General features: G+C 62.5%; 20 protein-coding genes. 5 read left to right on the plus strand and 15 right to left on the minus strand.

The genetic code is table 11. The annotated features are described in order from the left end of the window. Window positions 1–20: 20 nt before the first annotated feature. Genes ribB through glyA form a run of 5 tightly spaced genes read right to left on the minus strand, consistent with a single transcriptional unit; the run spans window position 21 to window position 4233 of the window. The gene (gene ribB / locus ACTIGC_RS06935) at window positions 21–1136 is read right to left on the minus strand and encodes a 3,4-dihydroxy-2-butanone-4-phosphate synthase (RefSeq protein ID WP_439633715.1); all 1116 of its coding nucleotides are present in this window, start codon (window positions 1134–1136) and stop codon (window positions 21–23) included. Beyond that, a complete protein-coding gene (locus tag ACTIGC_RS06940) occupies window positions 1136–1753 on the minus strand; it encodes a riboflavin synthase (RefSeq protein WP_439633716.1) in 618 nt (205 codons plus the stop codon). The genes ribB and ACTIGC_RS06940 overlap by 1 nt, the downstream gene beginning before the upstream one ends. A gap of 16 nt (window positions 1754–1769) precedes the next feature. After that, a complete protein-coding gene (locus ACTIGC_RS06945; RefSeq protein ID WP_439633717.1) occupies window positions 1770–2435 on the minus strand; it encodes a RibD family protein in 666 nt (221 codons plus the stop codon). Continuing rightward, on the minus strand, window positions 2435–2917 hold the full coding sequence (nrdR, locus tag ACTIGC_RS06950) for a transcriptional regulator NrdR (RefSeq protein WP_127566954.1): 483 nt from the start codon (window positions 2915–2917) through the stop codon (window positions 2435–2437). The genes ACTIGC_RS06945 and nrdR overlap by 1 nt, the downstream gene beginning before the upstream one ends. Window positions 2918–2928: 11 nt before the next feature. Next, window positions 2929–4233, minus strand: a complete 1305-nt coding sequence (glyA, locus tag ACTIGC_RS06955) for a serine hydroxymethyltransferase (RefSeq protein WP_439633718.1) — start codon at window positions 4231–4233, stop codon at window positions 2929–2931. 283 nt (window positions 4234–4516) lie between these two features. On the opposite strand from glyA, the gene ACTIGC_RS06960 reads away from it, so the two are divergent. Further along, complete coding sequence (locus tag ACTIGC_RS06960) at window positions 4517–4945, plus strand: MucR family transcriptional regulator (RefSeq protein WP_127566958.1); 429 nt, start codon at window positions 4517–4519, stop codon at window positions 4943–4945. A 15-nt stretch (window positions 4946–4960) separates the two neighbouring features. Here ACTIGC_RS06960 and ACTIGC_RS06965 read toward each other — a convergent pair whose 3' ends face one another. The 7 genes from ACTIGC_RS06965 to ACTIGC_RS06995 form a co-directional block, all read right to left on the minus strand. Then, a complete protein-coding gene (locus ACTIGC_RS06965) occupies window positions 4961–5206 on the minus strand; it encodes a DUF6898 family protein (RefSeq protein ID WP_439633719.1) in 246 nt (81 codons plus the stop codon). Continuing rightward, a complete protein-coding gene (hemA, locus tag ACTIGC_RS06970; protein ID WP_439633720.1) occupies window positions 5206–6420 on the minus strand; it encodes a 5-aminolevulinate synthase in 1215 nt (404 codons plus the stop codon). The genes ACTIGC_RS06965 and hemA overlap by 1 nt, the downstream gene beginning before the upstream one ends. 131 nt (window positions 6421–6551) lie before the next feature. Then, on the minus strand, window positions 6552–7448 hold the full coding sequence (gene mmsB, locus ACTIGC_RS06975; RefSeq protein WP_439633721.1) for a 3-hydroxyisobutyrate dehydrogenase: 897 nt from the start codon (window positions 7446–7448) through the stop codon (window positions 6552–6554). 30 nt (window positions 7449–7478) lie between these two features. After that, on the minus strand, window positions 7479–8528 hold the full coding sequence (locus tag ACTIGC_RS06980) for an enoyl-CoA hydratase/isomerase family protein (RefSeq protein WP_439633722.1): 1050 nt from the start codon (window positions 8526–8528) through the stop codon (window positions 7479–7481). 24 nt (window positions 8529–8552) lie between these two features. Continuing rightward, the gene (locus ACTIGC_RS06985; protein WP_439633723.1) at window positions 8553–8960 is read right to left on the minus strand and encodes a type II toxin-antitoxin system VapC family toxin; all 408 of its coding nucleotides are present in this window, start codon (window positions 8958–8960) and stop codon (window positions 8553–8555) included. Continuing rightward, window positions 8957–9217 (minus strand): type II toxin-antitoxin system Phd/YefM family antitoxin, encoded by a 261-nt coding sequence (locus ACTIGC_RS06990; RefSeq protein ID WP_233352252.1) that lies wholly within the window; start codon window positions 9215–9217, stop codon window positions 8957–8959. Before ACTIGC_RS06990 ends, ACTIGC_RS06985 begins: the two co-directional genes overlap by 4 nt. A gap of 295 nt (window positions 9218–9512) precedes the next feature. Beyond that, window positions 9513–10649: an isobutyryl-CoA dehydrogenase gene (locus ACTIGC_RS06995; protein WP_439633724.1), complete on the minus strand. Its 1137-nt coding sequence runs from the start codon at window positions 10647–10649 to the stop codon at window positions 9513–9515. Between the two features lie 51 nt (window positions 10650–10700). On the opposite strand from ACTIGC_RS06995, the gene hemB reads away from it, so the two are divergent. Further along, window positions 10701–11684, plus strand: coding sequence for a porphobilinogen synthase (hemB, locus tag ACTIGC_RS07000; RefSeq protein WP_439633725.1), 984 nt, complete (start codon window positions 10701–10703; stop codon window positions 11682–11684). Between the two features lie 193 nt (window positions 11685–11877). On the opposite strand, the gene ACTIGC_RS07005 is transcribed toward hemB, so the two are convergent. From ACTIGC_RS07005 to ACTIGC_RS07015, 3 genes are read right to left on the minus strand one after another with little or no spacing between them, the layout of a single operon-like run. Next, the gene (locus tag ACTIGC_RS07005) at window positions 11878–12510 is read right to left on the minus strand and encodes a trimeric intracellular cation channel family protein (RefSeq protein ID WP_439633726.1); all 633 of its coding nucleotides are present in this window, start codon (window positions 12508–12510) and stop codon (window positions 11878–11880) included. Then, on the minus strand, window positions 12507–13367 hold the full coding sequence (locus tag ACTIGC_RS07010; RefSeq protein ID WP_439633727.1) for an NAD(P)-dependent oxidoreductase: 861 nt from the start codon (window positions 13365–13367) through the stop codon (window positions 12507–12509). Before ACTIGC_RS07010 ends, ACTIGC_RS07005 begins: the two co-directional genes overlap by 4 nt. A gap of 20 nt (window positions 13368–13387) precedes the next feature. Next, the gene (locus ACTIGC_RS07015; protein ID WP_439633728.1) at window positions 13388–13858 is read right to left on the minus strand and encodes a flavin reductase family protein; all 471 of its coding nucleotides are present in this window, start codon (window positions 13856–13858) and stop codon (window positions 13388–13390) included. Window positions 13859–13942: 84 nt separating this feature from the next. Between ACTIGC_RS07015 and ACTIGC_RS07020 the strand changes: the two genes are divergently transcribed. The 3 genes from ACTIGC_RS07020 (at window position 13943) to ACTIGC_RS07030 (ending at window position 16878) form a co-directional block, all read left to right on the plus strand. Then, window positions 13943–14839 (plus strand): flagellar motor protein MotB, encoded by an 897-nt coding sequence (locus ACTIGC_RS07020; RefSeq protein WP_127566978.1) that lies wholly within the window; start codon window positions 13943–13945, stop codon window positions 14837–14839. Window positions 14840–14949: 110 nt separating this feature from the next. Further along, window positions 14950–15678 carry an arginyltransferase gene (locus ACTIGC_RS07025; RefSeq protein ID WP_127566980.1) on the plus strand — a complete coding sequence of 243 codons (729 nt, stop codon included), beginning with the start codon at window positions 14950–14952 and terminating at the stop codon, window positions 15676–15678. A gap of 84 nt (window positions 15679–15762) precedes the next feature. Further along, window positions 15763–16878, plus strand: a complete 1116-nt coding sequence (locus ACTIGC_RS07030) for a TRAP transporter substrate-binding protein (RefSeq protein ID WP_127566982.1) — start codon at window positions 15763–15765, stop codon at window positions 16876–16878.

Here is a 16878-nt window from a genome sequence, read left to right on the forward strand (position 1 = left end):
TCCTTCTGGACAGGTCTGGTTCAACTAAGCTCGCGCTGGCTGGTGATTTCAAGGCCGTAGCCATCCAGCGCAACAATGGTCTGAGGCGTTGTCGTAAGTAGCTCCATGCGGCGAACGCCCAGATCAATCAGGATCTGCGCGCCCAGCCCGTATTCGCGCAGGCGCCGCGCCTCGCGTGTGTCGGGCGGGTCGGACGGGCTGGCGCCAAAACGTTCCGTGATGGCAGACGGGTTGGTCTCGCGGATGAATACCATCACAGCAGGCCCGTCATGTGCTGCCAGTTCGGCAACGGCGTGCTCGACCAGCCCTGCCCGCCCGCCAAGCGCGCCCAGCACATCATCAGCAAAGCTGACCTTGTGCATGCGCACCAGCGGAGCATTGCCGGGCCGGATATCACCCTTCACCAGAGCGACATGTTCCACCGCATCGACGAGTGAACGGTAGACGATCAGCTTGAATGGCCCGCCATGGCGTGTCTCAACACTGGTTTCCAGGCGGCGCTCGATAAAACGGTCATGCTGGCGCCGATAGGCGATCAGGTCTGCAATCGTGCCGATCTTCAGCTTGTGCGCGGCGGCAAACTCCACCAGCTCTGGCAAGCGGGCCATCGTCCCGTCCTCATTCATGATCTCGCAGATCACGCCGGACGGGTTGGCACCGGCCAGACGGGCGACATCCACCGCTGCTTCGGTATGGCCCGCCCGCACCAGCACGCCGCCATCGCGCGCCGTGATGGGAAATATGTGGCCGGGACTGACAATGTCTTCAGGCCCGGTCGCCGGATCGATGGCAACAGCAACCGTGCGCGCGCGGTCATGGGCCGAGATCCCTGTTGTGATCCCTTCGCGCGCTTCAATGGATACCGTGAAAGCGGTCGTGTGGCGCGAGCGGTTGCGCGGCGTCATGGGCTGCAGGTGCAGCGCTTCGGCACGTTCACGCGTCAGCGTCAGGCAGATCAGGCCCCGCCCGTGCTTGGTCATGAAGTTGATAGCGTCAGGCGTCGCAAACTGGGCCGGGATGACAAGATCGCCTTCATTCTCGCGATCTTCAGCGTCGACAAGAATGAACATCCGGCCGTTGCGGGCTTCTTCGATAATTTCCTCGGCAGAGGCGAGGTTGAACCCGTTTGCTGACATCACTTCACGTCCTTCGCGCCGGTCATTGCGGCAAGGCGCGCGGCGTAGCGCGCCATGATGTCCACCTCAAGGTTCACCCGCATGCACGGCTGCAGGCGCGAGAGCGTGGTAACAGCCGCCGTATGGGGAATAATCATCAGATCGAAGGCTGTCCCAGACACGCCATTGACGGTGAGCGAGACCCCGTCAACCGCAATCGAGCCCTTCTCGGCGATAAAGGGGGCCAGTTCAGCTGGCGCCTCAACCGTCAGCGCCATCCAGCCATCCGTGTCGGTCCGGGCCTTCACGGTGCCTACGCCATCAACATGGCCCTGGACAATGTGTCCGCCCAGCTCGTCACCCACTTTGAGCGGGCGTTCCAGATTCATGCGCGAACCGGGTTTCCATTCGCCGAGCGTCGTGCGGGCAAGCGTTTCGGGTGACACCTCAACCTGATAGAGCGCGCCAGACTTGTCCGGCTCGATAGCGGTCACGGTCAGGCATACGCCGTCATGGGCGATGGAGGCGCCCAGCACCAGCTCGGCGGCTGGCCACGGCCCGCGCACCGTAAAACGGCGCACCGGCCCGTCTTCGAGAGCGGTCAGCTCGCCGACGGCAGTGACTATTCCGGTGAACATGGGTTGGGGCCTGCCGTCAGTTGCCTTCGCGCTCATAGCTCTCATGCAGGTCGCGTCCGATAACGCGAACCGATGTGCGCCGGAATTGGGGTGCGCTGGCCAGATTGCCAAGCCCAAGCGCTGCAAACACGTCCATGCCGTCCCCGCCAATGATCATCGGCGCACGGAACCATTCAAGGCGGTGAACCAGGCCGGCTTTCAGCGCTGAGGCTGCCAGCTTGCCACCCGCCTCGATCAACACGCGCGAATGCCCTGCAGAGCCGAGATAACGCAAGGCAGCGCGCAGATCAGCGTGCCCGTCAGCGTCCTTCTCGACGCGCACCAGCCGCGCACCCTTCGCGCCGAGGGCCTTGGACCGGGCTTCATCATCAGACCCATGGAAAATTATGGCGGGCCCTTCCTCGAAAAGCTTCGCGCCAGGTAGAATGCGCAGGCGGGTGTCGAGAACCGCCCTCTCCGGCTGCTCGGCCGCTTTCACGCCGCCAGGACGCACCGTCAGGCGCGGATCGTCTGACAGCACCGTACCGATCCCTGTCATGATGACGTCGTAACGCGCGCGCAGAGCGTGAACCGCGTCGCGCGCTTCTGCGCCGGTGATCCATTGTGACTGGCCGGTCGACGTGGCGATCTTGCCGTCGAGCGAGGTCGCCAGTTTCAGCGTTACATGAACAAATCCAGCCATTATGCCTCGTCCTCGCCCTCACCTAGCTCGTCGCCAAGCTTTTCACCGCGGATGAACTCTGAAAAATCTGCCACTTCACGAAAATCGCGATACACTGACGCGTAGCGCACATAGGCAACCGGATCGAGATTGCGCAGCCCCTCCATGACGAGCTCGCCTATCCGCCGCGACGGAATATCGGGCTCGCCGCTGCTTTCCAGACGCCGGATAATGCCCGAAATCATCTGCTCGATACGCTCGCGGTCAATCGAGCTCTTGCGCGCAGCCAGCAGCACCGAGCGCATCAGCTTGTCGCGCTCAAAGGGCACGCGCTTGCCGTCCGACTTTATGACCTGAAGGTCACGCAACTGCACCCGCTCAAACGTGGTGAAACGCGCGCCGCAGGACGGGCATTGCCGCCGCCTGCGGATAGCCTGCCCGTCTTCCGAAGGACGGGAATCCTTTACCTGCGTATCAGGATGGGAACAGAACGGGCAGCGCACCGGCCTGGCTCCTAGCCCAGATCAGGATAGATCGGGAAGCGCCTGCACATGGCGATGACTTCCTCGCGTATGCGGCCCTCGACCTCTGCATTGCCTTCGCGATTCTCGGCGAGAGCATCGAGCACATCGGCCATCATCTCGCCGATCCGCCGGAACTCCGCAACGCCAAAGCCGCGCGTCGTTCCTGCCGGCGCGCCGATACGCAAGCCGGAGGTGACGGTGGGCTTTTCCGGGTCGAACGGCACGCCGTTCTTGTTGCAGGTCATGTGAGCGCGCTCAAGCGCCGCCTCGGAGATGTCCCCGGTCAGCTTTTTCGGACGCAGATCGATAAGAGCCAGATGGCTGTCCGTCCCGCCGGAAACCAGCGCGTAACCCGCATCTGACAAGGCACCAGCTATGGCGCGGCAATTCTCCACTACGCTGGCCGCGTACTGCTTGAATTCCGGGCGTAGCGCCTCACCAAAGGCAACCGCCTTGCCGGCAATCACATGCATCAGCGGACCGCCCTGCAGGCCGGGGAAGACAGCCGAATTGATCTTCTTGCCGATATCCGCATCGCGCGAAAGCACCATGCCGCCCCGCGGACCGCGCAGCGTCTTGTGCGTCGTGGTCGTCACCACATCGGCGTGCGGAACGGGGTTCGGATAGACGCCTGCTGCGGCCAGTCCGGCGAAATGCGCCATATCGACCAGAAGCAGGGCGCCGGCCTCGTCGGCGATGGAGCGGAACTTTTCAAAGTCTATCTCGCGCGGATACGCGGACCCGCCTGCGATCAGCAATTGCGGGCGCAGTTCCAGGGCCTGCTCGCGCAGCTTGTCATAGTCGATCAGGGCATCGCTCTCGCGCACGCCATAATGATGCGCCTCGAACCATTTGCCGGACATGTTCGGCCGGGCGCCGTGGGTCAGGTGCCCGCCAGCGGACAGGTCAAGGCCAAGAATGCGGTCGCCGGGCTTCAGCAGGGCCAGAAACACGGCCTGGTTGGCCTGACTTCCCGAGTTGGGCTGCACGTTGGCGTAGGCAGCGCCAAACAGCTTCTTGGCGCGTTCAATGGCAAGTTCCTCGGCAATGTCGACGAACTCGCAGCCGCCATAATAGCGCTTGCCCGGATAGCCTTCGGCATACTTGTTGGTGAGCGGTGAACCTTGCGCTTCGAGAACCGCGCGGCTGACAATGTTTTCCGACGCGATCAGCTCGATCTGATCCTGCTGGCGCCCGATCTCTTTTGCGATGGCGCTGGCAATCTCGGGATCGCGGCTGGCAAGCGTTTCGGTGAAAAAGCCATTGCTGGCGGTTTCCTGGGCTGCATCCGGCATCGGCGACTCCCTCATTGCGGCTGATCGAATGCCCTTGAAATACGCGCTGGCGAAGCGCTTCACAACCACACACCGCCGCACACGGTAAAAAGCCGCATCAGGCAAGTGGTGCGAAGCAGCATGGCCACGGCGGATACGACATCTGACACACAGATTTCTGATTTCTTTTACTGCACAAACTTATTGGTATTGGCAGAGCCTATACTTGTTTGGCCAACCAAAGCGGTTTACACAAATTACATACCGCGTCCCCTTAAACAGAAGCGAATGTCAGGTGATGAATATGACCGAAGACAACACTGCCCCGATAGATCAGGAAGAAGTATTGCGGATGACCACCGACATCGTGGCATCCTACGTCGCCAACAACACGATTGCCGCTGACGGGGTGCCGGAAATCATCCGTCAGGTGCATGGCGCGCTGCGTGAGCTGACCGGCGGAGAAGTGAAGCCTGAAGCCAAGGCGAAGCCGGCCGTGCCGGTGTCGCGGTCTGTAACTGACGACTACATCATCTGCCTTGAAGACGGCAAAAAGCTGAAAATGCTCAAGCGCTATCTGCGCTCGCAGTATGACATGTCGCCGGACGATTACCGCCGCAAATGGGGCCTGCCCTCGGACTATCCGATGGTTGCGCCGGCCTATTCGCGCCGCCGGTCCGATTTCGCCAAGGAAATCGGTCTTGGCCGTGGCGGCCGCAAGTCACGCAAATAGTCTCTGGCTTGATGGTCAGACGATGACGCCCCGGCCTTTTGGCCGGGGCGTTTTTTCTGTGCCGTCGGTGTTCAGGCCGAGACGCCGCGCCAGCTTGCGCAAGGCCACCCGCTCCAGATCATGGCGTGCTGACCGTGCCGGACCGAAGACAACCACTTCGGTTCCGGTAGCCGCATCTATAGCGGCAAGCCGAACCGAATCTGCGAGCCCCTGATACTCAAAGATGATTTCCCGGCCGGGCAGTCCGCCTCGGCCCGTCATTACGCGACCCGGGCGTTCGCATACCGCGCGTATACAGCCTGCAGCGCGGCAATCAGCTGATCGAACATCTCGTCGGTATGCAGCGGCGACGGCGTGAAGCGCATCCGCTCCGTGCCTTTCGGGACAGTGGGATAGTTAATCGGCTGAACATAAATCCCGTGCTCATCGAGCAGCGCATCCGTTATCCGCTTGCACAGTACCGGATCACCCACATGCACCGGCACGATATGCGTCGCGGACTCCATTACCGGCAGTCCAGCCGCCTTCATGCGGGCTTTCAGCGTCGCTGCCCGTTCCTGGTGCTGGTCGCGCAAATGGGAGGAGGATTTGAGATATTCCACGCTGGCGCGCGCGCCAGCAGCCAGCACAGGTGCAAGCGAGGTCGTGAAAATGAACCCCGGCGCCGCAGACCGCACCGCGTCGCATATCACCGCATCAGCAGCAATATACCCGCCCATGACGCCAAAGGCCTTGCCGAGCGTCCCTTCGATGATGTCGAAACGGTGCATCAGACCATCACGCTCGGCAATTCCGGCGCCACGCATGCCGTAAAGGCCGACCGCGTGTACCTCGTCGAGATAAGTCAGGGCGTTGTACTTGTCGGCGAGATCACAGACCGCCTCAAGCGGACCGATATCGCCGTCCATCGAATAGACCGACTCAAGGGCGATGAGCTTGGGCGCGTCCAGAGGCGCGGCTTTCAGCAGTTCTTCAAGGTGGGCGACGTCATTATGCCGCCAGACATGCTTCTCGCAGCCGGAATGGCGCACGCCTTCGATCATGGACGCATGGTTCAGCGCGTCCGAATAAATGATGAGGCCAGGCAGTATCTTGCCGAGCGTCGCCAGCGTGGCCTGATTGGCGATATAGCCGGACGTGAAGAGCAGCGCGGATTCCTTCTGGTGAAGGTCTGCCAGCGAGCGCTCCAGTTCCACATGGTAGTGCGTCGTGCCCGAGATATTGCGTGTACCGCCAGAGCCGGCCCCGACATCGTCAATCGCCTGCTTCATCGCGCCCGTCACGCACGCGCTCTGCCCCATGCCCAGATAATCGTTGGAACACCAGACGGTGACCTCGCGCATGCTGCCATCATCGGCGCGGTAGCGTGCTTTCGGAAACTCGCCCTTCTTGCGCAGCAGGTCGGCGAACACGCGGTAACGCCCTTCGGCACGCACCCGTGCGACCGACGCCTTGAATGCTGCTGCGTAATCCATGTCGTGTTCTCCTGACCGCTCTGATGGCGGACTATCGGGCCGGTCTTGTCTGAGCCGTATATGGACTGGTTTCATGCATACCGGAAGGCGGACCGATTGTCGCGCCTTCTAGTTGAAACTGTTTCGCAATTTCATTCCGTCCTGTTGGCGGCAATCATTTCAATGATCCCTGAGAAGTCTTTCTCATTCCCGCCGGATTCGGTGAACAGGGTGTAGAGCTTCTCGGCATGGGCGCCGAGCGGAATGGCGGCGTTCGCCGATTGCGCGGTTTCCAGTGCAAGGCGCAGATCCTTCAGCATCATGGGCGCCGCAAACCCCGGCTTGTAGCCGCGATTGGACGGGGCGGCCGGAACCGGCCCCGGCACCGGGCAATAGCTCGTCATCGACCAGTTCTGCCCCGACGCCTTGGACGAAATGTCGAAGAAGCGCTGCGGGTCGAGGCCCAGCTTCTGTGCCAGCGCAAACGCTTCGCACGTGCCGATCATGTGGATACCCAGCAGCATGTTGTTGCAGATCTTGGCGGCCTGCCCTGCCCCGGAATCACCGGCGCGGATCACCGCCTTCCCCATCTTCTCCAGATAAGGCCTTGCCGCTTCGAAAGCCTCTTCAGGCCCGCCGACCATGAAGGTCAGCGTGCCGCCTTCGGCCGCCGCCACGCCGCCAGATACCGGCGCATCGACGAACTTGATCCCGGCCTTCGCCGCCACGCCGCCAACGGCGCGCGCCGAATCCACATCAATCGTCGAGCAATCCATCAAAATGGCGTCGGGCTTCACATGGGCGATGATCCCCTCCTCGCCCTCATAAATGCCCCGCACATGCTTGCCGGCGGGCAGCATGGTCACAACCGCATCGGCGCCAGAGACCGCTTCGAGCACGCTTGATGCGGCCTTGCCGCCCTGCCCGGAAAACACCGCGACCGCATCCTGATTGAGGTCGAACCCGCGCACCTCATGGCCGGCCTTGACCAGATTCACGGCCATGCCCGAACCCATATTGCCCAGTCCGATAAAGGCGATGACGGCCATGATGTGTCCTCCGGAGATTATGGTTATTGTCTAGTCGAGAAAGCTCTGTTCGCGCTCCGCTTCCAGCGGAACGAACATCGCCTCCACGTCTTCAGGGCGCATTTGCGGCCCCCATTTGGGTGCATTGTCCTTGTCGAGGATGACAGCGCGCACGCCCTCGTAGAAGTCCGAACCCTCCACCAGCAGACGCATCGAAACGCGCAAATCCTGCTGCATCACAGCGCGCAAATCGAGATCTGCGCCCTTGCGCAGCGCGGCCAGCGTGACCGCGCAGGAGGTGGGCGATTTGGAGTTGAGGATGGAGAGCTGCTTGGCCGACCAGGCGTCGCCAGCCGCCTCGAGGCGCGCTTTCATCGCGGCCAGCTCATCACCGGCAAACGCCGCATCGATGAGCCCGCCCAGATGCGCCAGATCAGACTCGCCCGGATCACCGGCATGGGCTTCCAGAATGTCTTCCAGCGCCTCGCCATCAGCATCGAGCTCAGCGCTCTCCAGCGCGGCGATAAGGGCCTCCTGCCGGTCTGACGGCACATAGTGCGTGGCCACGCCAGCCGCGAGGCTGTCAGCGGCTTTCAGGCGCGCGCCCGTCAGCCCCATCCACATGCCCGTCTCGCCTTTCAGGCGCGGCAGGAAATACGCGCCGCCAACATCCGGGTGGAAGCCGATGCCGGTTTCCGGCATCGCAAACATCGTCCGGTCGCCCGCCACGCGGTGCGAGCCGTGAACCGAAATGCCGACCCCGCCCCCCATCGTGATGCCGTCGATCAGGGCGATATAGGGCTTGGGATATTCAAAGATCAGCGTGTTGAGCTGGTATTCGTCGCGCCAGAATTTCCAGGCTTCATCGCCGCCCGCCTTGCCGCTTTCCGCCAGCATGCGAATGTCGCCGCCCGCGCAGAAGCCCTTGCCCCCTGCCCCGTCAACGACAACCGCTTTAACCGCATCGTCATCGCGCCAGCCGAGCAGCGCCTTGATGAGACCGTCCACCATTTCCTGATTGAGGGCGTTCAGCGCCTCAGGCCGGTTCAGCGTGATACGGCCAACTGAGCCGGTTTTGCGGGCGTTTATGAGGGAGGTCATCGGGCCGGAAATCCTTATGTGCGTCTAGCGGAGGTCGATGAAAGGCGCACCAAGCGCCTCGCAGGCTGCTAACAGCCCGGCATCCCGGCTGGCAAGGGGCGCGTCCAGCGTCACCGCCAGCGAAAGATAGGCGAAATCGAACAGGGAAAGGCCTGCCGCCAGTGCGCCCTGGCCGCTTGCCAAGGTGTCGTCTATCGAAGCCGGAGCGAAATAGCGGATGCCCAAGGCGTCCAGACCGTCGAGAGCATCTTGGTAAATCAGGCCCCGCCGTGAAAACCGGACGAACTGATTGCCCACCTCCCAGCCGAAGATATAGGGCGCTGCCAGTTCGTACTCATCAGATTGCGCGAGCAGCTTTTGCGTTGCTGGCGTCGATTGCGAGGGCAGCACCCACGCAATCGCGACCGATGCATCAAGCACGAGCGCGCTCAAGTGCGGCCAAGCTCTTTAAGCTCTTCCCAGCTGAGCGCATCCTCTTCCGGGTCTGGCCGGATGGTGGCGCCAAGGGCGCGAAAGCGCTCTACCAGCTCACGGGCTGGTACTTTTTTCCGGGGCTGCCGTGATGGCACCAGATCCGCCAGCGGCTTGCCGTGGCGGGTGATGGTGATGGGCTCGCCCGTCTTCTCCAGCTCGTCGAGCAGGCGGGAGAGATGGGTTTTGGCCTCAAGCACGCCGACATATTTCATCATGGCACCCGTCAATTCTGACCAGAAGTCTGACCATAATAGCTCAAATTCTGGTCAGAATCCATGGTGGACGGCCTTTGCGCCCCCTATCGGGTCATGGCCCGGTTTATCCGGGCCACCCATGCCTGAGAGCTTGCTTTTCCCTGATCCTTCGAGCGCCACCGCGTCCGCAAGGATAAGGGAAAAGCCCCAGAGCCCTCATCCTAGCGGACGCGGTGGCGCTCGAAGGGCGAGGGCGTAGTTTCTTTGCAGGCATGGGGCCCCCGGACCGCTACGCGGGCGGAGGATGACAGCCCCCCTACCGCAAAACATCCTTCGCGATGATGACGCGCATGATCTCGTTGGTGCCTTCAAGAATCTGGTGGACGCGCAGATCGCGCACGATCCGCTCGATCGGGTAGTCCTTCAGATAGCCATACCCGCCATGCAGCTGCAGGGCGTCGTTTGCGATCTTGAAGCCGAGATCGGTCGCGAACCGCTTCGCCATCGCGCAGTATTTCGGCGCGGACGGGTCATTGGCATCCAGCGCGGCGGCCGCGCGGTAGAGCATGAGGCGCGAGGCTTCCAGCTCGGTTGCCATATCGGCCAGCTTGAATTCATTGGCCTGAAACGCGGAGACCGGCTTGCCGAACTGCTTGCGCTCTTTGGTGTAGGCCACGGCGAGATCAAAGGCTTCGGACGCACCGCCCAGCGAGCACGCGCCGATATTGATGCGCCCGCCATTGAGGCCCTTCATGGCCAGCGTAAAGCCCATGCCCTCGTCCGCGAGGCGGTTCTCCACCGGCACCCGGCAGTCTTCAAACGTCACGACAGCTGTGGGCTGCGAGTTCCAGCCCATCTTCTTCTCGTTCGCACCGAAGGAGAGGCCCGGCGTGCCCTTCTCCACCACGATTGTAGAGATGCCTTTCGGCCCGTCTTCGCCCGTGCGGCACATGACGACATACAGGTCAGACACCCCGCCGCCGGAGATGAAGGCTTTCGCGCCGTTCAGCACATAATGGTCGCCATCGCGCACAGCCTTGGTGCGCAGGCTGGCGGCATCGGAGCCCGCACCGGGTTCGGTCAGGCAGTAGGAGCCGATAATCTCCATGGCGGTCAGGCGCGGCAGCCAGCGCTGGCGCTGTTCCTCGCTGCCCCAGCTATCGATCATCCAGCTGACCATGTTGTGGATGGAGATGAAGGCGGCGGTCGAAACGCACCCGCGCGAGAGCTGCTCAAAGATCAGCGCCGCATCAAGCCGGCTCATGCCAGATCCGCCCACATCATCGCGTGTATAGATGCCCGCAAAGCCCATCTCGGCGGCTTCTTTGAGGACATCGACCGGGAAATGCTTTTCCTCGTCCCAGCGCGCGGCATTGGGCTTTAAACGGTCATCAGAGAATTTGCGTGCGGCGTCCTGAATCAGCGCCTGCTCTTCCGTCAGCTCGAAATTCACGGCAAACCTCCTGACAAGCTCTAATGGTCTTTGGCACGCGAGATAGACGAAATGGCCCTGTTTCCCAATACCCGCCTGCGGCGCACGCGCAGCCAGCCCTGGATCCGCAATCTGGTACGCGAGACCCATCTGACCCCGCACGACCTCATCTGGACGATTGTCGTATCAGACAGCGCAGACCCTATCGAGCCGGTCGAAGCCATGCCCGGCACGGTGCGCATGAGTGTCGCCGAAGCGGCGAAAGCCGCGAAGCGCGCGCGTGATCTTGGCATCCCGGCGATTGCCGTCTTCCCGCACATCGACCCTTCTCTGAAGGATGGTTCCGGCAAGGAAGCGCTCAATTCCGATGGCCTTGTCATGCGGGCGGTCAAAGCGATGAAAGATGCCGCGCCGGAGGTGGGGATTATCTGCGATGTCGCGCTCGACCCCTTCACCGATCATGGCCATGACGGCGTTATGGAGAACGGGGTGATCCTCAATGACGCGACCGTCGACCTCCTCATCGCGCAGAGCCTGGCCCAGGTTGAGGCGGGCTGCGATGTGCTGGCCCCTTCCGACATGATGGATGGCCGCATCGGCGCGATCCGGGGTGCGCTGGAGGAAGCGGGTCATACCGACACGCTGATCCTCTCCTATGCCGCGAAGTATGCATCGGGCTTTTATGGCCCGTACCGCTCCGCCATCGGCTCGGCGGCGCTGAAAGGCGACAAGAAGACCTATCAGATGGACCCGGCCAATACCGATGAAGCCCTGCGCGAAGTGGCCATGGACATTGAAGAAGGCGCCGACATGGTGATGGTGAAACCGGGCCTGCCCTATCTCGACATCGTCACCCGCGTGAAGGAGGCGTTCGGCGTGCCGACCTATGCCTTCCAGGTGTCCGGCGAGTACGCCATGATCATGGCGGCCGCGCAAAACGGCTGGATTGATGGCGAGCGGGTGATGATGGAAACCCTCACCTGCTTCAAGCGCGCAGGCGCAGACGGCATCCTCACCTATTTCGCGCCCATGGCGGCGGAGATACTGGGGGAGTAGCGGTCAAACTTTTCCCTCGTCCTTCGAGACGCTCACTGCGTTCGCCCTCAGGATGAGGGAAAAAGCTCAACCCAAGCCCTCATCCTGAGGGGCTTCGTCAGAAGCCGTCTCGAAGGACGAGGGCTTAGGTGTGCGCATTTCCTGCACGAGGTCCCGGATCGGCTACGCCGTCCGGGATTTCAGGTTCGGCAAACTAATCAACCCGCCCGATCGGTGGCAGGGACCAGCCAAAGAGGATGGCCGCGCCGCGTATCGTGAAAGCCAGCGCAGCGGCCCCGAGCGCGGCGACGCTGGTCATCACCCCCATCTGCACCGCGATGATATAGGCCGAAGCCCCTGCGAGCGCCGCGAGCGCATAGATTTCAGCACGCAGGATAAGCGGCACCTCGTTGACGATGATGTCGCGTAGCAGTCCGCCAAAGGCGGCGCTCATCACACCAGTCAACGCAGCGATGGACCAGTGCGCCCCGGCGGCGAGGCCAGCTTGTGCCCCGATCACACAGAATACGCTGAGGCCCGCCGCATCGGCCCAGACCAGAGCTTTGAGCCGTATGCCCTTGCCCGACGTGACCAGTGCCGAGGCGTAATAACCCGCGATACCGCCGATCAGCGCCAGCGCGAGATATTCCGGCGCATTGACCCAATAGACCGGAAGGCTTCCCAGGATCATGTCGCGCAGCGTACCGCCGCCCATGCCGGTCACGGCGCCCAGAATGGCTGCGCCAAACGGATCCAGCCGGTTGCGCGCGGCGATGATCCCGCCAGAGACGGCGAACAGGAACACGCCTGCATGGTCGAGAATGGAAAAGAGAAGCTCGACGCTCATTCGCGGTTCAGCCGCGCAATGAGGCTGGACGTATCCCAGCGCCTGCCGCCCATGGCCTCTACTTCCGCGTAGAACTGATCAACCAGCGCGGTGACGGGTAGCTTGGCGCCATTGGCGCGCGCCTCTTCAAGCGCAATACGAAGATCTTTCCGCATCCATTGAATAGCAAAGCCGAAATCGAACTTGCCCTGATCCATGGTCTGCCAGCGGTTCTCCATCTGCCAGCTCTGCGCCGCGCCCTTGGAGACCGCGCTGATGACGGTTTCCACGTCCAGCCCTGCGGCTTGCGCAAAGTGAATACCTTCGGACAGCCCCTGCACGAGGCCGGCTATGCATATCTGGTTGACCATCTTGGTCAGCTGACCGGCGCCCGCCGGGCCCGCATGGACGATGGCCTTGGCATAGGCCTGCATGACGGGTTCAGCCTTGGCGAAAGCATCTGCCTCCCCGCCGCACATGATGGAGAGCTGGCCGTTCTCCGCGCCCGCCTGCCCGCCTGAGACCGGCGCATCGACAAAGCCGATGCCGCGCGCAGCGGCCGCCGCATGAAGTTCACGCGCCAGCTGCGCCGACGCCGTGGTGTGATCCACCAGTACGCTGCCGGGCTTCATGTGCTCAAGCAGCGGAAGGGCAATCGCGCGGACATCGGGATCATCGCCCAGGCACATGAAGACGATGTCTGCTCCGTCAGCGGCCTCTTCAGGGCTGCTGGACGCGGTGCCCGCGTGCTGATCTGCCCAGGCCTTCGCCTTGGCTGCTGTCCGGTTCCAGACACGCACCTCATGGCCCGCAGCCTTGAGGTGGCCTGCCATCGGAAAGCCCATCACGCCGAGGCCGAGAAATGCTGCGCAGGCCATGTGTGTCGTTTCCTTCGTGTTTAGTGCGCCGCTGCGAATACCGAACGGTGGAATACCAGCGCGGGCGCGGTGCGCGGCTGGTCGAAAGCCGCTACCCGCCCGACAATGATGATGTGGTCTCCGCCCTCATGCACCGCATCAAGCGTGCATTCAAAACGCGCTATCGCGTCCCTGACCAGCGGCACGCCGGTCTGCCCTTCTGCCCATTGGCCGCCTGCACGCCCCAGATCATCATCGCGCGCGCAGGCCAGCGCCAGCGCTTCCTGATCGGCTCCCAGCACATTGATGGCAAAGCGCGGTGCGGACGAGAATTGGCCATATCGCAGGCTCGCCCGGTCAAGCGACCACAGCACCAGAGGCGGCTCCAGCGAGACTGACGCAAACGAGTTGATGGTCAGCGCGCGGACGCGGCCATCCTCCAGCACCGTGACCAGAGCCACGCCGGTGGGATAGCAGCCCAGAGCATCGCGGAATGCGCGCGCAGTTTCCAAAGTGTGCCTCCATCCGGTGCTTCAACCCGCCCTTAACCCTGTTCGTGTAGCTTGGCGATACAACAACAAGAATGCGGGTGGGATATGGCTTCCGGTCAACCAATCATCATCAAGAAAATCAAGAAGGCCGGACATGGTCATCATGGCGGCGCTTGGAAAGTGGCGTATGCAGATTTCGTCACAGCGATGATGGCGTTTTTCCTGCTGATGTGGCTGATCAACTCGGTCGATCAGGAGCAGTTGCGCGGCGTGGCCGACTATTTCTCTCCTTCCACCGTCAGCACCGACAATACCGGCTCGGCGCCACTGCGCCTGATGCCGCCGCGCGGCGATGAAGGCGTCTCCAGCCCGGACATGGCATTCCTGGAACGCAATCCGACCTCGCACGCCCCGGGTTCGGGAACTGACGAAACACCCGATAATGGCGAAGGCAGCCCGCGTGACATCGCGCAGGACGCGCTGACCAGCGCCCTGGCGCGCCGCGAACAGGCCGAGTTTGAAAGCGCGGAGATGTCTTTGCGTCAGTCGCTGGAAGAAATGCCCGAGCTTGCCGAGCTCTCCCGCCACCTGATCATCGACCAGACGCCTGAAGGCCTGCGCATCCAGCTGATTGATGAGGAAGGCCGTCCGATGTTCAACGCCGGAGCCACCCGCCCCAATGAGCGCGCCATCGTGCTTCTGCGCGCAGTAGCCAATGCGGTGGAGCGCCTGCCAAACCGGATCACCATCTCTGGTCACACCGATGCCTCGCCCGTTCCGGCCAATGCGCCGTCGAACTGGGAGTTGTCATCTGCCCGCGCCAATGCGGCGCTGCGCATATTGCAGGAGCGCGGCATCTCTGACGACCGGGTGTCTGATGTCCGCGGCAAGGGCTCTGCCGAACCGCTTTTCCCGGACGATCCCTACATGGCAGGCAATCGCCGCCTGTCGATCGTGCTGCTGCGTGAAGCGCCCGTGCTGCCACCGGGGGGCGCGCTGTAAGCGGCCGCCCCTTGCATGAAAACGGGCTGTTCCGGTGGAACTGCGCTGAGGCTACACTGATTTCAATCCTGACGCGGATTCGCCGCCAGTATTGAGGGATCAGAATTGCCGTGACGCACCCGTTCACCACGCGCCAGCTGCCGTTCTTCCTGACGGCACCGACGCCCTGCCCCTACCTGCCGGGGCAGCTTGAGCGCAAGGTGTTTACCAGGGTCGATCCGGCAGACGGTCCAGGGCTGAATGACGCGCTGACGCATGCAGGCTTCCGCCGTTCCCAGTCCATCCTCTACCGGCCCGCCTGCGAACGCTGCTCGGCGTGCAAATCGGTGCGGATCCCCGTCTCAGAGTTCACGTTCTCCCGGTCGCAGCGGCGTATCCTGAAACGCAATGACGACCTGATGGTCGACATCCGTCCGGCCGACGCCACGACCGAGCAATTTGCCCTGATGAGCCGCTATCTGGAATCGCGTCACGGCGACGGTGACATGGCTGGCATGCACTTCCTCGATTATGTCGGCATGGTCGAAGACGGAATGCAGCGCACCCATATCGCCGAATACCGCGATGCAGCGGGGCATCTGGCCGCCGCCGCCCTCGTTGACGAACTCCCCGACGGGCTATCACTGATCTACAGCTTTTTTGACCCCGACCGCGCGCCCTTCAGTCCCGGCAGCTTCATGATCCTTGACCATGTGCGGCGCGCGAAAGCCGCCAGCCTCGCCCACATCTATCTGGGCTATTGGGTCAAGGGCAGCGCAAAAATGGACTACAAGGCGCGCTTTTCGCCACTGGATGTCCTCGAGCCCGCAGGCTGGCGGCGGTTAGAGGCTGGCGAGTAGCCCAAAGCCTGCTATTGAAGGCGTAAAGGCCCGCTCTGGAATCGGGCCGTCAGCGCGCAAAGCGCGTCTACGGGGGAGACAGTCATGGATCGCAGGACATTCCTGAGCGGGGCGGCAATCACGGCCGCCGCAACGGCAACCGCCTGTTCGCAGGAAACACAAGGTGAGGTGGCCGCACCGGCCGTGAACCGGCGGCGCACCCGCAGGCTGCGCATGGTCACGACCTGGCCGGCAAACTTTCCAGGTCTAGGCACCGCCGCCGACACGACCGCCCGCCTGATCGGCGAAATGTCCGGCGGCGAGCTGGAAGTGCAGGTTTATGGCGCGGGCGAGATTGTCGGCGCGTTTGAGGTCTTTGACGCGGTCTCCAACGGCGTCGCCGACATGTATCACGCGGCAGAGTATTACTGGCAGGGCCGTTCACCGGCCTACAATTTCTTCTGCGCTGTTCCGATGGGCATGACAGCCATGGAAATCATGGCCTGGGTGGAATATGGCGGCGGACAGGAATTGTGGGACGAGCTCTCGGCCCAGTTCAATATCAAGCCTTTCCAGGCCGGCAATTCCGGCCACCAGATGGGCGGTTGGTTCAAGCGCGAGATCAACGCTCTCTCGGACTTCCGGGGTCTGCGCGTACGCATGCCTGGCCTAGGCGGCGATGTGATCCGCGCACTGGGCGGCGCGGCGGTCGCCTTGTCTGGCGGCGAGATCTACCAGGCCCTCCAGTCCGGCGCGATTGATGCCACCGAATGGGTTGGGCCGTGGAATGATCTGGCTTTCGGCTTCTACCGCGAAGCGCCGTTCTACTATGGCCCGGGCTTCCATGAACCCGGCTCCTCGCTCGCACTGGGCATGAATCTGGGCGTCTGGGAAAGCCTGCCTGCAAATCAGAAAGCCATCGTGAAAGCGGCAGCCCATGCCGCCAACAACCTCTCCATCGCCGAGTTTACCCACCATAACGGCATCGCGCTGCAAACCCTTATCGAGGATCACGGCGTGCAGCTTCGTAATTTCTCCGACGAGATTTGGCGCGAGCTGGGCCGGGTGAGTGAGGAAGTGGTGGCCAATGCCGCCAATGCGGACGCGATCTCCCGCCGGGTATACAACAGCTACGTCCAGTCGCGGCGGCGTTCGCGCGAATGGGCCAACGTGTCCGAGACGCCATACCTGCAAAAACGCGAACTGGTGCTGGGCGGCTAG

It is taken from the genome of Glycocaulis sp. (genome assembly GCF_051859565.1).
GTDB lineage: Bacteria > Pseudomonadota > Alphaproteobacteria > Caulobacterales > Maricaulaceae > Glycocaulis.

Bases quoted from the DNA above. Each gene is read 5' to 3' on its own strand.
- ACTIGC_RS07005 (WP_439633726.1), bottom strand. From the start codon at position 12,510: ATGAGCGTCGAGCTTCTCTTTTCCATTCTCGACCATGCAGGCGTGTTC.
- ACTIGC_RS06960 (WP_127566958.1), top strand. From the start codon at position 4,517: ATGACCGAAGACAACACTGCCCCGATAGATCAGGAAGAAGTATTGCGG.
- glyA (WP_439633718.1), bottom strand. From the start codon at position 4,233: ATGCCGGATGCAGCCCAGGAAACCGCCAGCAATGGCTTTTTCACCGAA.
- hemB (WP_439633725.1), top strand. From the start codon at position 10,701: ATGGCCCTGTTTCCCAATACCCGCCTGCGGCGCACGCGCAGCCAGCCC.
- mmsB (WP_439633721.1), bottom strand. From the start codon at position 7,448: ATGGCCGTCATCGCCTTTATCGGACTGGGCAATATGGGTTCGGGCATG.
- ribB (WP_439633715.1), bottom strand. From the start codon at position 1,136: ATGTCAGCAAACGGGTTCAACCTCGCCTCTGCCGAGGAAATTATCGAA.
- hemA (WP_439633720.1), bottom strand. From the start codon at position 6,420: ATGGATTACGCAGCAGCATTCAAGGCGTCGGTCGCACGGGTGCGTGCC.
- ACTIGC_RS06965 (WP_439633719.1), bottom strand. From the start codon at position 5,206: ATGACGGGCCGAGGCGGACTGCCCGGCCGGGAAATCATCTTTGAGTAT.
- ACTIGC_RS07020 (WP_127566978.1), top strand. From the start codon at position 13,943: ATGGCTTCCGGTCAACCAATCATCATCAAGAAAATCAAGAAGGCCGGA.
- ACTIGC_RS06945 (WP_439633717.1), bottom strand. From the start codon at position 2,435: ATGGCTGGATTTGTTCATGTAACGCTGAAACTGGCGACCTCGCTCGAC.
- ACTIGC_RS07010 (WP_439633727.1), bottom strand. From the start codon at position 13,367: ATGGCCTGCGCAGCATTTCTCGGCCTCGGCGTGATGGGCTTTCCGATG.
- ACTIGC_RS06940 (WP_439633716.1), bottom strand. From the start codon at position 1,753: ATGTTCACCGGAATAGTCACTGCCGTCGGCGAGCTGACCGCTCTCGAA.
- ACTIGC_RS06980 (WP_439633722.1), bottom strand. From the start codon at position 8,528: ATGACCTCCCTCATAAACGCCCGCAAAACCGGCTCAGTTGGCCGTATC.
- ACTIGC_RS06990 (WP_233352252.1), bottom strand. From the start codon at position 9,217: ATGATGAAATATGTCGGCGTGCTTGAGGCCAAAACCCATCTCTCCCGC.
- ACTIGC_RS07030 (WP_127566982.1), top strand. From the start codon at position 15,763: ATGGATCGCAGGACATTCCTGAGCGGGGCGGCAATCACGGCCGCCGCA.